Consider the following 14822-nt stretch of genomic DNA (forward strand, 5'->3'; position numbering starts at 1 on the left):
GTCTTCGCAAACTTCCGGTGGCTATAATTCCTTCTTTATTTAGAAAATCAAGATTGTTATTATAAACTAAAATATCTTTTTCATTGGCTCTTTCTAAAACTGCCGCTTGCACAATTCCTTGTGGTAAAGCGGTTGGAACGTCTTTCATAGAATGAACAGCAATATCTATATCACCATTTATCATAGCAATATCTAATGTTTTTGTAAATATTCCTGTTATTCCGAGTTCATAAAGTGGTTTGTCGAGAATGATATCTCCTTGGGATTTTACCGCTACAATTTTGGTTTTATAACCCAAATCGTTTAACATTTTCTCAACATGATGTGCTTGCCAAAGTGCTAATTCACTATCACGAGTTCCTATGCGAATTATTTTAGTCATTATTTGGCTTTTTCTATTTGGAAAACTTTCTGAATCCAATCGATACTTTCGTCGACCATTGTTTCTTCGTCTTTGAGATGGTTGGCAAAATGATTGGTTATTTTTTGAATAATGCGATTACTAATAAGTTCAGCCTGTTCTTCATCAAAATTTGATAATTTTTTTCTTTGAAAGGTCAGCTCTTTTTCTTTAATTGTATTCAATTTTGCTTTGAGAGCATGAATTGTTGGAGCATATTTTCTCCCATTCATCCAAGCTATAAATTCGTCTTTTATTTCTTCAATAATAGCTTGTGCAGCAGGAATGTGCAGCTTTCTGTTCTCGAGAGTTTCATCAGTAATTTGAGATAAATCATCTAAATGCACGAGTGTTACATTTTCTAATTCATTCACATTAATATTTACATTTTTCGGAATCGATAAATCTAAAATCAATAATGGTTTTTTTAGATTTAAAATAGCCTTGTCTATTGTTGGATTTTGCGCACCAGTTGCCACTACTAAAACATCGGCTTTTTGTAATTCGATATGCAAATCGGCATAATCTTTTACAATCAAATTAAGTTTTCCAGCAAGTTTTTCAGCTTTATCTTTAGTTCGATTTATTAAAGTGATGTGCTCATTTTTAGAATGTTTTACTAAATTTTCGCAAGTATTTCTTCCTATTTTTCCTGTGCCAAAAAGCAAAATATTTTTTTCGCCAATATTTTCTACATTTTTCATAATGTATTGAACTGAAGCAAATGAAACCGAAGTCGCTCCAGATGAAATTTCGGTATCTGTTTTTATTCTTTTACTAGCTTGAATGACCGCATTTACTAATCTTTCCATAAAAGAATTAGCTAGTTCTAGAGCTTTACTTTCTGTAAAGGCAATTTTTATTTGGCTAATAATTTCGAAATCACCAAGAATCTGACTGTCTAAACCAGTTCCTACTTTAAATAAGTGAGATATCGCTTCTTGATTTTTGTATACGTAAGCTACTTTCTGAAAATCTTCAACAGTTCCATTTGAGTTTTCACAAAGTAACTTGATAAGTTGAAACGGATGTTGTGCAAAACCGTAAATTTCGGTTCTGTTGCAAGTTGAAGTAACGATTAGACTTTCTATTCCTTCGGTTTTTGCTTGTTGTAATAAGTTCGATTTAGATTGTGCATCAATACTAAATTTACCACGCATCTCGGCATCAGCTTTTTTGTAATTTAGGCCAATGGCATAAAAAGAAGTGTGCTTCGAAATTGTATTGTTCTCCATAATTGTCACTTTATTCAAAAAGTTACACAAAAGTATTATTATACAATTTATAAAAGTAACGCTAGAAGGTCAATTTGTGTCGCTATGAGAATTTTACTTTAAAAAATAGATTTTTATCGTTATTTCTCTTATTTTTGTATTAAAATCAAGGCGTATGAAATTATTTATTTAGAACAATTCTAAATAAATAAAATATAATTTCATCAAAAACTAATAAAAAAACATCGCTATGAGTTCACCTGAAGAAATAAAGATTGATGATGATTTTATTTTAATTCGTTTTCAGAATGATACTGATGAGATGATTTCCTTTGAACGTCAGGTAAATAACGGATTAATTCAGTTTCATTTCGGATTAAAAGGCAATGCAAAATTTATCTTCAATCAAGGAAATTACACTTTAGACTTGAAAGAAGAAAAGTCATTGTTGTTTTATAATCCGCAAAAAGAATTGCCGTTGCACCTAGAAATTGGGCCAAAATCGTGGTTAATTTCTATATTGGTTTCTATCAAAAAATTTCATGGCTTATTTTCTGCCGATACCGAGCATATTCCGTTTTTGAGTGACGAAAATAGAGATAAGAAATATTATGGCGAAGAAAATATTTCTCCATCGATGGCAATTGTCTTAAATCAAATGTTTCATTACAACTTGAATCCATCTATAAAAAATTTATATTATAAAGGTAAAGGTTACGAATTGTTGAGTTTGTTTTTTAACCGTTCCGAAGACCCAAATGCAGAGCAATGTCCGTTTTTAATTGATGAAGAAAATGTTTTAAAAATAAAAAAAGCCAAAGAAATCATTATTGCTAATATGGCCGAACCTCCGGGTTTACAAGAATTAGCTGATGAAATTGGATTGAATTTAAAAAAACTAAAAATGGGTTTCAAACAAATATACGGCGATACCGTTTACGGTTTTTTATTTGATCACAAAATGGAACACGCTCGTAAATTACTAGATTCAGGATCGTATAATGTAAATGAAGTTGGGCTAAAAATTGGTTATAGCACTGGAAGTCACTTTATTGCGGCCTTTAAAAAGAAATTCGCTACAACACCAAAAAAATATTTAATGTCTATAAATCCAAACACATAATTATTTGAATAAAACAACCAATAAATAATTGTTAATCATAAATTAAAAAAAGTTAGAATTATTACTTTTATAAAAAATATAACACCAATGAAAGGAGTATTACTTGTAAATCTAGGATCCCCAGAAAGCCCAACACCAAAAGATGTAAAACCATATTTAGACGAATTTTTGATGGATAAATACGTTATAGATGTTCCATTTTTATTACGCGCTTTATTGGTTCGAGGTATAATATTACAAACAAGACCAAAAAAATCAGCAGCAGCTTATGCTAAAATTTGGTGGGAAGAAGGATCACCTTTAGTTGTTATTTCTCAGCGCATGCATAAGAAAGTTCAAGCAAAAATAGATATTCCTGTTGCTTTAGCCATGAGATACGGAACCATGTCTATCCTGAAAGGATTACAAGAATTACATGACAAAGGCGTAAATGAAGTGATGCTTTTTCCTTTATATCCGCAACACGCGATGGCGTCTACGACTACTATTTTAGTGCTTGCAGAAGAATTACGCAAGGAACATTTTCCTGAAATGAAATTCACGATTGTTCCTGCATTTTACAACAAACCGGATTATATAAAAGCCTTAGCTAATTCGATAAAAAAACATTTAGATTCTTTTGATTATGATCATTTATTGTTTTCATATCACGGAATTCCGAAGCGACATATTCGTAAAACTGATATAACTAAATCACATTGTACTATTGATGGTTCTTGTTGCAATACACCATCGCCAGCACATGAATTTTGTTACCGTCATCAGTGTTACGAAACCACAAAACAAGTGGTAAAATTATTGGGGATTGCTGAAGAAAAATACAGTCAAACATTTCAGTCACGTTTGGCAGGTGACAAATGGCTAACACCTTATACAGATGTTGAAATAAACAAAATGCCAGAAAAAGGAATTAAAAAATTAGCAGTAGTGACTCCAGCTTTTGTATCCGATTGTTTAGAAACATTAGAAGAAATTGCCATGGAAGCAAATCATCAATTTAAAGAACATGGAGGAGAAGAATTTATGGCAATTCCTTGTATGAATGATGGAGATGAATGGTGTGATGTTGTAGCGGATTGGATTAAGAATTTTCAGAAAAAAGACTAGAAGATAATAGACGGATAAATATATAGATTTAAAAATGGAAATATACAACTACTTAAAATCACTTCATCTCATATTTGTGGTTACTTGGTTTGCAGGATTGTTTTATGTTGTAAGACTGTTTGTATATCACGCCGAAGCTAATCTGAAGCCTTCGCCGGAGAAAGAAATTTTAATAAAGCAATACCAACTCATGACCTACAGGTTGTGGTATATTATTACTTGGCCATCTGCTATTTTTACTAGTGTTTTTGCTTTCTGGATGTTGTTTTTTACAGATTTAGGAAATGCATGGCTCAAAATGCCTTGGATGCACGTAAAACTTGGCTTTGTTTTTGTGTTGTATTTATACCATTTGAAATGTCATCAAATAGTTTTGCAATTGCAAAAAAATGAACTAAAACATACATCTAATTTTTTTAGGATTTGGAACGAGGGTGCTACTATTATACTTTTTTCGGTCGTGTTTTTAGTAGTGTTAAAAGACGCTTTTAATTGGATTTATGGTGTAATTGGAATCTTTTTATTTTCGACACTAATAATGCTAGGATATAAATTTTATAAAAAAATTAGAGAAAAAAATAACTCTTAATGAATACACTTTTCTCTGTTAAGCAATTATCACTTCGGGTAAGAATTTTTCTTGCCATGATTCTTATTACACTTATTTCTTCTATATTAATTGCCTCTGTGTCTATAATTCAGTTCGGAATTGAAAGTCAAGAATACCACCAAGAAAGATTGCAACGAAAAGAAAATCAGATAAAAGAGCATATTATTTACATACTTTCTAAAACACCACATCCGTTAATTACCCTAAACATTCCAGCCATTTTTAGAGATAGAATTTTGGAAATTTCAGATATTCATAATCTGGAAATTAACTTTTACGACTTGAGCGGAAGATTATTAATTAGTTCAAATGCACCACAAATAAAAGGACAAATTGCACCACTAATTCCTCAAAATATTCTTGATAAAATTAAACTTTCTGACGAAAAAAGATTTGTAACACTCACAGAAAGAGAAGGTGATAAATACCGTTCTTCCTACAGCTATTTGATGGATTATATTGAAAAAAAACCTATCGGAATAATCAAATTACCATACAAAGAAGACGATTCTTTTTATAAAAACGAATTGCAAAATTTCTTGTCCGTTTTCGGGTTAGTATATTTTACGATGTTTATAATTTCAATTTTTCTAGCGTATTATTTATCTCGATTTATAACAAAATCATTAAAAATGATTTCCGACAAACTTACTGAAACAAGTTTGACAGAAAAAAACAAAAAAATAGAATTGGTAAGCAATAGTTACGAAATAGATCGATTGGTAAAATCATACAACAAAATGATTGATGAACTCGAGGAAAGCGCAAATAAACTAGCCCAAAGCGAACGAGAAGAAGCTTGGCGCGAAATGGCAAAACAAGTAGCACACGAGATAAAAAATCCGTTGACACCAATGCGCTTAACTGTGCAAAGTTTTCAACGAAAATTTGATCCAAACGACGAAAACATTAATCAGAAACTAGACGATTATTCAAAAACATTAATACAACAAATAGACACGATGAGCGCTGTGGCTTCCGCTTTTTCTAATTTTGCATCAATGCCAGCACAACAAAATGAAACACTTAATGTTGTTGAAGTTGTGCATTTGACTCTTGATATTTTTAACGAAGATTATATCGAGTTTACCTCAGATTCTAAAGAGATTATTACCAAAATAGACAGAACGCAACTCATTAGAATTATAACTAATCTAGTTAAAAATGCCATTCAATCTATTCCTGAAGAACAAGATGAAAAAAGTATAAAAGTCATAGTAAAAATGGAAAATAACAATGCAATTATTTCTGTTTCAGACAATGGAAAAGGAATCGCAGTTGAAGATTTCGAACGAATTTTCGAACCAAAATTTACCACAAAATCAAGTGGAATGGGGTTAGGCTTAGGAATTATAAAAAATATAATTGAAAATTATCAAGGAACAATTACTTTTGAATCTAAAATAAATAAAGGAACAACATTCATAGTTTCATTACCAATACTAAATCAATAAATCATGGCATTAGAGAGTATTATCTTAGAGCACGAAAAAGGAATCGCAACGATTTTTATTAATCGTCCAGAAAAATTAAACGCATTAAACAAAGCTACGATTCAGGAATTGTACGAAACTTTAAAAATAATCGATACAAATCCTGAAGTAAAAGTGATTGTTATAACAGGAAGTGGAGAAAAAGCATTTGTGGCTGGTGCCGATATTTCAGAATTTGCTCATTTTTCCGATAAGGAAGGAGCAATGTTAGCAGCTAAAGGGCAAGAAATCTTATTCAATTTTGTAGAGAATATGAAAACTCCTGTAATTGCAGCCGTTAATGGTTTTGCATTGGGTGGAGGACTAGAATTAGCCATGGCTTGTCATTTTCGTATCGCTTCAGACAATGCAAAAATGGGATTACCAGAAACATCACTAGGCGTTATTCCTGGTTATGGCGGTACACAACGTTTGCCACAATTGGTTGGTAAAGGTCGTGCTATGGAAATGATTATGACTGCGGGAATGATTGATGCAGAAACTGCAAAAGCTTATGGCTTAGTGAATCATGTGGTTCCGCAAGCCGATTTGTTTGCTACCTATAGCCAACTAGCCGATAAAATTATGAGAAATTCGCCAGCTGCTATTTCTAAGGCTATTGAAGCTATAAATGCCAATTACAAAGATGGTATCAATGGTTTTGATGTAGAAATTAGAGCATTCGGAGAATGTTTTACTACCGATGATTTTAAAGAAGGAACCACTGCATTTTTAGAAAAAAGAAGAGCGGTGTTTACAGGGAAATAGCATTTATAAGACTTTTCGCTTTTTTAAATATCATTTCATTATAATAATTTGATATCGTATTATCATATTATTATAAAATAATTAATGAAAAAGTTAACCATATAAGGCATAGAAGAACGCATAAGTCTGCTTTTCATTCTAACTTAAATGACCTTATATGACTTATATGGTAAAAACTAGATATTTTTTGTTTTAGAATAAATACTGACAAACTATCGTTCCCCATTCCATTCCATATAAAATTGCTCAAGAAAAGTTTCCATATAACGGTGACGTTCTCGGGCTATTTTTTTACCAGTTTCGGTATTCATTTTGTCTTTTAGCAAAAGTAATTTTTCGTAAAAATGATTCAATGTTGGCGATTCCGAATTTTTGTATTCCTCTTTGCTCATAGCAAGATTTGGAAGAATTTCTGGATTGTATAACTGACGATTTTTGAAACCACCATAATTGAAAGTCCTAGCAATTCCTATGGCTCCAATAGCATCTAGTCTATCAGCATCTTGTACAATTTCTAATTCTTTTGATGTAAATTTCTTATCAAAATTCCCGCCTTTGAAAGAAATATTTTCAATAATATTAATGATGTGATTAATTATTTCTTCCGAAACTCCTTCAGATTCTAGGAATTCTCTAGCCACTTTTGGACCAACAGTTTCGTCTCCGTTATGAAACTTACTATCCGCAATATCGTGTAATAATGCGCCCAATTTTACAACAATTTCATCGCATTTCTCATCTTTAGCAATCAGAATTGCATTTTTATACACCCGTTCTATATGAAACCAGTCGTGTCCGCCTTCGGCATTTTCTAGTTTTTGTTTTACAAACAGGATGGTTTTGTCTATTATTGTCATTATCTGTATTTTACAAAAAAATCCTTTCTTTTGGGAAAGGATTTAGTCTATTTTCTATTATCTCAATGTCTTTTATCCTATTAAAGCTGGTTGTACCCATTTAAAAACTTGAGATTCAGCAGGAATAATCATTCTTTCAGATACTTTTGCCATTCTTGCAGGCAATTTCATCAAATAATCACGTGCTTTTTCAGCTTCGTCAGTAAGACCCGAAAGTTTATCTATTTCCCATTTGTCTATTAATTTTTGCATAATTTCTACATAATCGTTTGCTGTATAAACACCAATTCGTTGTGCAGAATCTGAGAAATGCAAAAATGCTGAGCTAATTTTTTCTCCAGATTCACGAAGAAATTGTGCAGGCATAACGATTTTTTGCTTCATCATATAATTAAATGCCAAAAGCATTTCGCTTGGATCCACTTTAAAAATTTGAGTTACAAATTCTGAATAAGCATGATGGTGACGCATTTCGTCACCAGCAATCATTTTGCAAATTTTTGATAATTTATTATCTCCATAATTTTTAGCTAATTGTGCTACTCTATTATGTGAGATATATGTTGCTAATTCCTGAAAACTAGTGTAAACAAAGTTTTTGTAAGGATCTCGTCCCGTTCCAATATCGAAACCATCGGCAATAAGATGTTGAGTAGTCATTTCTATCTCACGCATGTTTACACGACCAGACAAGTACAAGTATTTGTTTAGTAAATCACCATGACGATTCTCTTCTCCAGTCCAATGACGAACCCATTTAGACCAACCATTGTTTTCTACTTGACCAACTCCATCTACGTCCATTAACCAAGATTCATAGGTTGGCAAAGCTTCTTCTGTAATAGTATCGCCCACAAGAGTTACCCAAAAATCATAAGGTAAATCTTTTGCGATTTCTCGTAATTCTTTTACTTCTTCAAAAAATGTTTCACTTTCTGAATTAGGTAAAAAATCGGTTGGTTGCCATATTTTTTCTATTGGAATTAAATATTGGTCAACAAATCCGTCAATTTTATTTTCTAGAAATTGCATTACTTCTAGACGTATGTTTTTTGTAGACATTATTAATTTTAGATTTCAGATTTCAGATTTCAGATTTCTCCTAAATCATTAAATCTAGTTATATTTTATTGATTGAATCACAGCTTTTTCCGTTTTTGTCATTAATTCATCAAATGGATAATCCTTGACAGCAATAGGTTCATGAATTATATACTCTAATTTACTTCCTAAGCCCATTGGGAAAGAACCAAATTTTAATATTTTCCAAGAATTATTAATTGTAATAGGAACAACATAAGCAGAAGGAGCGTATTTACACAAAATTTTTAATCCACTTTGTGCAAATTCTTTTGGTTTCCCATTTTTACTTCGTGTTCCTTCAGGAAAAATAACTGCCGAACGTTTGTGTTTTTCTATATACTCTGCTAGACCTTTTATAATAGGTAAAGCTTGTTTAGGATCCTTCCTGTCGATAAGAACAGATCCACCATGGCGTAAATTATAAGAAACACTCGGTATTCCTTTTCCTAATTCTTTCTTACTGACAAATTTAGTGTGAAAAGATCTTAAATACCAAATCATTCCGATAATATCATACAAACTCTGATGATTGGCAACAAAAATAACAGGAACCCCCTTTGGAATAAGGTCTTTGTTTTTTAACGTGTACGTTGTTCCTAAAATATTGGTGCATTTTATCAAGAAAAAACTCATACAATCAACACTTTTTTTATGTGCTTGATAACCAAAAACATTGAAACAAACCCACTGAATAGGATGAAAAATGGCTAGGGTTAATAAAAAAAAGAAAGCGTATATAAATGAAATAGGGTAAGAAATTATTTTTTCCATTTTATAAAGTTTGGCGCAAAAATTATATCAAAATAAAAAACCACGACTAAACGTGGTTTGTAATCTTTCTTTTTTAATTAACAAAATTCCGCGTAAGCATCTTTTAGGTTTTCGGCAATTAGTTCGGCAGGGCGACCTTCTATATGATGGCGCTCTAACATATGAACCAACTCTCCGTCTTTAAACAAAGCCATACAAGGCGATGATGGAGGGAAAGGGAACATGTGTTTACGAGCTGCATCTACCGCATCTTTATCTACACCTGCAAAAACAGTAAGTAACTGATTTGGTTTTTTTGCTCCGTCTAAACTCATTTTTGCTCCTGGACGTGCATTTCTTGCTGCACAACCACAAACTGAATTTACAACCACAAGTGTAGTTCCTTCTTTTGCTAAAGCAGTTTCTACTGCTTCGGCGCTATATAAATCTTGAAAACCAGCCTCTGTTAATTCAGTACGCATTGGTTTTACCATTTCTTCTGGATACATAATTTTTGTATTAAAAATGTTATTGAGATACAAAGTTACAAAGTTTGGAAGGAAGTAATAGAGAAGTTAGTAGTTTTTTAACTATCGACTAAAAAAATTAAGCATTCATAAGTTCTTGAAGCAAATTGACAAATTGACTAATATGATAACCATCCATTAATCCGTGGTGAACATGAACCGACATCGACATAGTTTTTTTGCCATTTTCATCCATCATTTTTCCAAAGGAAATTTTCGGACAACTGTCTGGCCAAGTAAAGCTTCGAGCGTGAGAAAAAGAAGTAAAATTTAGCCAAGGCAATGCCGAAAAATGTATTAAATTTTCTTCAAAATCCCGAGTAATAAGTCCCGTTGTGTTTTGTATTCTGGCGATTTCTTTTTTAGTTATTTCGGCAAAATCGTTTATATTGTTCGTATATTCTATTAGTGAAAAACCAAAAGTTTTATCTTCACGCATAATGGTTGCAGAAGCATCAACAGTATCGAAAATGTAAATTTCATCTTCAATTATTCGGTATCGAAAATTTTCGATAGCATTTACTGCGACTAATGTTTTGTGTAAATAATAGGCAAAAAATGAAAAGTTTAACTCTTTTGCTTTATCGTAAGCATTCGTACAATCGATGGTAGTTGTGATGCCAAAAAAAGGCTCTTCCATTTGTTTAAAAAACAAGAAATGTTCCTTTCGGTTCCAAGTATCTAGGTTTAGTTTTTGTTTCATTTTTGAAAATTACTTCAATAAAATTGGCAAAACATCAGTAATTTTTTCTAATGTTCTAAAGTTTGGATGCTCTACTTTATGACTAATTTTCTCGTGTTCCCAAGTGGTGTGAAAAGGAATGTGAACCGCATAACCACCAATTCCCAAAACAGGTAAAACGTCACTTTTCAATGAATTACCAATCATAAAAAATTCATCAGCATTTATTTCTAAACGCGTTAATAATTTCTGATAATTGATTTCTTGTTTGTCGGCCATGACTTCAATATGATGAAAATAATGTCCCAAACCCGAACGATGCAGCTTGCTTTGTTGGTCTTTTAAGTCACCTTTTGTAGCTACAATGAGTTTGTATTTCCCGCTTAAAGCTTCTAAAGTTTCTTCAACTCCATCAAGCAACTCGATTGGTTTTTGCAGTAATTCTTTACCAAGATCTATTATTTTTTCGATAATTTCTATCGAAATAGTATTGTTAGAAATTTTCATCGCAGCTTCAATCATCGACAGAATATAACCTTTTATTCCGTAACCGTACAAATCTAAATTTTCAATTTCTACTCTAAACAATTCTTGCGATAATCCTTGATGAGACAAATAATCTTCCATCAGAGCACAGAATTTATGTTCCGTTTCTTGAAAATACGGTTCGTTGACGAATAATGTGTCGTCGGCATCGAAAGCGATTACTTTTAGGTTCATTTAGTTTGCAAATTTATAGAAAGAATATTTATGTGTCGAAGCGTTATAAAAACCATATATAAACTCATTTTCTAACTTAAAAAGAGTTGGGGATTCTATATACAAACTATATTTTTCTTCATAGTTTTTAATCTTATCAAAAGCAATGTCCTTAATTTTATCGGATAAATGAATTAACTCATTATTAAAAAGACAATTTGTTGAAATTGATCTTCTGCTTTTATAATTATTAAAACTATTCATCGTAAAATTAACAGGCTGAACATAAAAACCGCTACCTAGTGGCGAATTTCCATTCAATATCCCAAAACCACCCATTTGTGGACCATAACCTCCACTTTTTTCGGCTGATACACTTCCGATTGTAACTAAATAATTTCCATTTAGATTATAAGCTGCAATACCAACATTTGACCTCACTATTTTTCGAATAAATTGAGCGGTTGTTTCTAATTCTCTTTCACTGCCCATAAGGTTTTCCCTAATAAAAGGAGAGTTTTTAATGCTAAATTTATCATTTTCGTTAATAACATATTCTTTAATAATATTCCCAGTCATATCCTTTTGTGATAATACTAATTTTTTTGATGTGACGATTAATTGGAAAATTTTGTCTTCTATTATAAATGAATTAGATTTTAAATCACTTCCTATTTCGTATACTTCTATTGACTTATTTATTTCTTGAAGCGTGGCTTTTTTAGTTGATAAATCAATTTTTATAATTTGAGTCTTTGAATCATTAAAGTCTAAGGTAATTAACAATTCATTATTCGTTGCATATATTTTTCTTTTTTTTGCTGCTTCAGTTAAAGTTGTTGGGGTTGTAAAGTCAATTTTGGTTAAGGAATATTGACCTTCAAAAATACCACCTCCATTAATTTCAAATTCACCTAAAGATTTTTGTAAAACAAAATATATGTCTGATAATTCGTTATTTGACTTATACAGTTTCATTTCGCTTGTATCTATTCTAAACTCTTTTATATCACTTCCTAAATATTCATAAAGTTTTAAACAATGCTCATCAATACTTAGTTTTAATGTGTAGAATTTCCCATTTATAGTAAAATATTGTAAATGTTTCTCATTTAAACCAGAAGAATTATACTCAATCGTATTACCTATAACTTTCTTATTTATAAAATCAAAAGTTTGATAAAAAAGTTGATTTTTATTAGATGTAGACCAATATATTGTATAAATATTATTTGAAGTTGAATACCCTAATATGTCTTTATGTTTTTTCTCAGGTCTTGTACCAGAAATAGAATCCTTAATTTCTAATTTAGAATCCAAAAGAAAGGAAGTTACTTTTTTTCTATCACTAATAAATAAATTAACTTCTTTTGTAGAATCTTTTACTATTTGAAAAACATCTCTATTTGACTTTAACGTAATATCAAATTGATTTACTATATCTTGAGAATAAACTACGTTAGCTAAGACTAACAACAACAAAAATATTTTCTTCATGAGTTCTTAAGCTATAGTTTCCCCATTCCCTACACCTACAACATCAGGATTTACAAAAGCTAATTTTCCGTCAGGTAAATTGGTCATCAAAATCATACCTTGGCTTTCTACACCACGCAAAGCTCTTGGTGCTAGATTCACTAAAACAGTTACTTGTTTTCCTATGATTTCTTCTGGCGAAAAACTTTCGGCAATTCCTGAAACAATAGTGCGAACATCGATTCCAGTATCTATTTTTAGTACTAATAATTTGTTTGCTTTTGGCATTTTTTCTGCCTCAATGATTGTTCCGACACGCAAATCCATTTTTGCAAAATCATCGTATTGGATTAGTTCTTTTTGAGTCCCGATAGCTATCGGGACTGCGTTTTCGGCAATATTAGCCGTTTTTGTAGCTTCCAATTTGTCTATTTGTTTTTGAATTTGTTCGTCTTCTATTTGTGCAAATAATATTTCTCCTTCGCCAATTTTGTGTCCTGCAATAATCAAATCTGAATTTGTAGCAATATCATTCCAAGTTAATTTAGAATCAATTTTTAGCATTTTATTTAATTTCTCAGCAGTAAACGGTAAGAAAGGCTCACACAAAACACGCAAAGCGGTAGCAATTTGCAAAGCCACATACATTTGAGTTTTTACACGTTCTGGATCGGTTTTTACCATTTTCCAAGGCTCTTCGTCTGCTAGATATTTGTTTCCTAAACGAGCCACATTCATTAATTCTCCCAAAGCTTCACGGAAACGGTATCTTTCTATCGAGCTGGAAATTACGGCTGGATAAGCTTTCAATTCGGTTAACGTTGCTTCATCTACTTCCGAAAATTGGTTAGGTGTTGGTACAACTCCTTCGTAATATTTATTGGTTAAAACCACCACACGATTGATAAAGTTTCCGAAAATGGCAGCTAATTCATTATTATTTCTCGCCTGGAAATCTTTCCAAGTAAAATCATTGTCTTTACTTTCTGGAGCATTGGCGGTAAGCGCATAACGCAAAACATCTTGCTGGTTTGGGAAATCTTCTAGATATTCGTGCAACCAAACGGCCCAGTTTTTTGAAGTAGATAATTTATTCCCTTCTAAATTCAAGAATTCATTGGCAGGTACATTGTCTGGTAAGATAAAACTTCCTTCCGCTTTTAGCATCGCTGGGAAAATAATACAGTGAAAAACAATATTGTCTTTTCCTATAAAATGAACCAGTTTAGTATCATCATTTTTCCAATACGGTTCCCAATCTTTTCCTTCACGAGCTGCCCATTCTTTGGTTGCAGAAATGTAACCAATAGGCGCATCGAACCAAACATATAATTTTTTTCCTTCTGCACCAGCCACGGGAACATCTATTCCCCAATCTAAATCACGAGTAACGGCACGAGGTTCTAATCCGCCATCAATCCAAGATTTTACTTGACCGTAAACATTAGGTTTCCAATCATTTTTGTGACCCTCAATAATCCATTTGGTAAGGAAATCTGAATAACGATCTAAAGGCAAAAACCAGTGTTTCGTAGATTTCATAATCGGGGTTTCACCTGTAATGGTCGATTTAGGATTAATTAAATCCGTAGCATTTAAGGTCGACCCGCATTTTTCGCATTGGTCGCCATAAGCTTCTTCGTTACCACATTTTGGACAAGTTCCAACCACAAATCTGTCCGCCAAAAACTGATCGGCTTTGGCATCGTACAATTGCTCGGTTACTTCCTCGATAAAATCACCTTTGTCATACAATTTCTTAAAAAATTCCGAAGCCGTATCATGGTGAATTTTTGCCGAAGTCCTCGAATAATTATCGAACGAAATACCGAAATCGATAAATGATTTTCTGATAATTCCATCGTATTTATCAATCACTTCTTGTGGCGTGATACCTTCTTTTTTGGCTTTCATCGAAATCGCCACGCCGTGTTCATCGCTTCCGCACATAAACGCAACATCTTTTCCTTGCAAACGCAAATAGCGTGAATAAATGTCCGAAGGCACGTAAACACCTGCCAAATGCCCAATGTGAATAGGTCCGTTTGTATAAG

Annotated in this window: 14 protein-coding genes and 1 pseudogene; 5 read left to right on the forward strand and 10 right to left on the reverse strand. The window is 32.1% G+C overall.

Features of this window, described 5'->3' with window-relative positions:
• Both ACHZC3_RS03275 and hemA read right to left on the reverse strand, forming a co-directional pair.
• Positions 1–385: pseudogene (locus ACHZC3_RS03275) on the reverse strand (hydroxymethylbilane synthase); the annotation flags it as partial.
• The gene (hemA, locus tag ACHZC3_RS03280; RefSeq protein WP_394758449.1) at positions 382–1635 is read right to left on the reverse strand and encodes a glutamyl-tRNA reductase; all 1254 of its coding nucleotides are present in this window, start codon (positions 1633–1635) and stop codon (positions 382–384) included. The pseudogene ACHZC3_RS03275 and the gene hemA, both read right to left, overlap by 4 nt.
• Before the next feature lie 229 nt (positions 1636–1864).
• Here hemA and ACHZC3_RS03285 point away from each other — a divergent pair, with 229 nt between their 5' ends.
• From ACHZC3_RS03285 to ACHZC3_RS03305, 5 genes are all read left to right on the forward strand, one after another.
• A complete protein-coding gene (locus ACHZC3_RS03285) occupies positions 1865–2737 on the forward strand; it encodes a helix-turn-helix transcriptional regulator (RefSeq protein ID WP_394758450.1) in 873 nt (290 codons plus the stop codon).
• Between the two features lie 87 nt (positions 2738–2824).
• Positions 2825–3844 carry a ferrochelatase gene (gene hemH, locus ACHZC3_RS03290; RefSeq protein WP_394758451.1) on the forward strand — a complete coding sequence of 340 codons (1020 nt, stop codon included), beginning with the start codon at positions 2825–2827 and terminating at the stop codon, positions 3842–3844.
• 34 nt (positions 3845–3878) lie between these two features.
• Complete coding sequence (locus ACHZC3_RS03295) at positions 3879–4433, forward strand: CopD family protein (protein ID WP_394758452.1); 555 nt, start codon at positions 3879–3881, stop codon at positions 4431–4433.
• Entirely contained in the window at positions 4433–5908 is a 1476-nt protein-coding gene (locus tag ACHZC3_RS03300; protein WP_394758453.1) for an ATP-binding protein, read from the forward strand. The genes ACHZC3_RS03295 and ACHZC3_RS03300 overlap by 1 nt, the downstream gene beginning before the upstream one ends.
• Positions 5909–5911: 3 nt before the next feature.
• On the forward strand, positions 5912–6694 hold the full coding sequence (locus ACHZC3_RS03305) for an enoyl-CoA hydratase/isomerase family protein (protein ID WP_394758454.1): 783 nt from the start codon (positions 5912–5914) through the stop codon (positions 6692–6694).
• Between the two features lie 212 nt (positions 6695–6906).
• On the opposite strand, the gene ACHZC3_RS03310 is transcribed toward ACHZC3_RS03305, so the two are convergent.
• The 8 genes from ACHZC3_RS03310 to metG form a co-directional block, all read right to left on the reverse strand.
• A complete protein-coding gene (locus tag ACHZC3_RS03310; RefSeq protein ID WP_394758455.1) occupies positions 6907–7551 on the reverse strand; it encodes an HD domain-containing protein in 645 nt (214 codons plus the stop codon).
• A gap of 72 nt (positions 7552–7623) precedes the next feature.
• Positions 7624–8613: an acyl-ACP desaturase gene (locus ACHZC3_RS03315; RefSeq protein WP_394758456.1), complete on the reverse strand. Its 990-nt coding sequence runs from the start codon at positions 8611–8613 to the stop codon at positions 7624–7626.
• A gap of 54 nt (positions 8614–8667) precedes the next feature.
• The gene (locus ACHZC3_RS03320) at positions 8668–9405 is read right to left on the reverse strand and encodes a lysophospholipid acyltransferase family protein (protein ID WP_394758457.1); all 738 of its coding nucleotides are present in this window, start codon (positions 9403–9405) and stop codon (positions 8668–8670) included.
• 77 nt (positions 9406–9482) lie between these two features.
• The gene (locus ACHZC3_RS03325) at positions 9483–9893 is read right to left on the reverse strand and encodes a BrxA/BrxB family bacilliredoxin (protein ID WP_394758458.1); all 411 of its coding nucleotides are present in this window, start codon (positions 9891–9893) and stop codon (positions 9483–9485) included.
• A gap of 97 nt (positions 9894–9990) precedes the next feature.
• Positions 9991–10614 (reverse strand): CatA-like O-acetyltransferase, encoded by a 624-nt coding sequence (locus tag ACHZC3_RS03330; RefSeq protein ID WP_394758459.1) that lies wholly within the window; start codon positions 10612–10614, stop codon positions 9991–9993.
• A gap of 9 nt (positions 10615–10623) precedes the next feature.
• Complete coding sequence (locus ACHZC3_RS03335) at positions 10624–11313, reverse strand: HAD family hydrolase (RefSeq protein WP_394758460.1); 690 nt, start codon at positions 11311–11313, stop codon at positions 10624–10626.
• Positions 11314–12789, reverse strand: coding sequence for a hypothetical protein (locus ACHZC3_RS03340; RefSeq protein WP_394758461.1), 1476 nt, complete (start codon positions 12787–12789; stop codon positions 11314–11316). It lies immediately after the preceding gene.
• 6 nt (positions 12790–12795) lie between these two features.
• On the reverse strand, positions 12796–14822 hold a 2027-nt coding region (gene metG / locus ACHZC3_RS03345; RefSeq protein WP_394758462.1), incomplete at its 5' end, for a methionine--tRNA ligase.

The sequence above is a fragment of the Flavobacterium sp. genome (assembly GCF_043720215.1).
GTDB lineage: Bacteria > Bacteroidota > Bacteroidia > Flavobacteriales > Flavobacteriaceae > Flavobacterium.

Excerpts from the sequence above, each read along its gene's own strand:
- hemH (WP_394758451.1), top strand. The coding sequence starts at position 2,825 with ATGAAAGGAGTATTACTTGTAAATCTAGGATCCCCAGAAAGCCCAACA.
- ACHZC3_RS03310 (WP_394758455.1), bottom strand. The coding sequence starts at position 7,551 with ATGACAATAATAGACAAAACCATCCTGTTTGTAAAACAAAAACTAGAA.
- ACHZC3_RS03295 (WP_394758452.1), top strand. The coding sequence starts at position 3,879 with ATGGAAATATACAACTACTTAAAATCACTTCATCTCATATTTGTGGTT.
- ACHZC3_RS03285 (WP_394758450.1), top strand. The coding sequence starts at position 1,865 with ATGAGTTCACCTGAAGAAATAAAGATTGATGATGATTTTATTTTAATT.
- ACHZC3_RS03330 (WP_394758459.1), bottom strand. The coding sequence starts at position 10,614 with ATGAAACAAAAACTAAACCTAGATACTTGGAACCGAAAGGAACATTTC.
- ACHZC3_RS03300 (WP_394758453.1), top strand. The coding sequence starts at position 4,433 with ATGAATACACTTTTCTCTGTTAAGCAATTATCACTTCGGGTAAGAATT.
- ACHZC3_RS03315 (WP_394758456.1), bottom strand. The coding sequence starts at position 8,613 with ATGTCTACAAAAAACATACGTCTAGAAGTAATGCAATTTCTAGAAAAT.
- ACHZC3_RS03320 (WP_394758457.1), bottom strand. The coding sequence starts at position 9,405 with ATGGAAAAAATAATTTCTTACCCTATTTCATTTATATACGCTTTCTTT.
- ACHZC3_RS03335 (WP_394758460.1), bottom strand. The coding sequence starts at position 11,313 with ATGAACCTAAAAGTAATCGCTTTCGATGCCGACGACACATTATTCGTC.
- ACHZC3_RS03305 (WP_394758454.1), top strand. The coding sequence starts at position 5,912 with ATGGCATTAGAGAGTATTATCTTAGAGCACGAAAAAGGAATCGCAACG.
- ACHZC3_RS03340 (WP_394758461.1), bottom strand. The coding sequence starts at position 12,789 with ATGAAGAAAATATTTTTGTTGTTGTTAGTCTTAGCTAACGTAGTTTAT.
- hemA (WP_394758449.1), bottom strand. The coding sequence starts at position 1,635 with ATGGAGAACAATACAATTTCGAAGCACACTTCTTTTTATGCCATTGGC.
- ACHZC3_RS03325 (WP_394758458.1), bottom strand. The coding sequence starts at position 9,893 with ATGTATCCAGAAGAAATGGTAAAACCAATGCGTACTGAATTAACAGAG.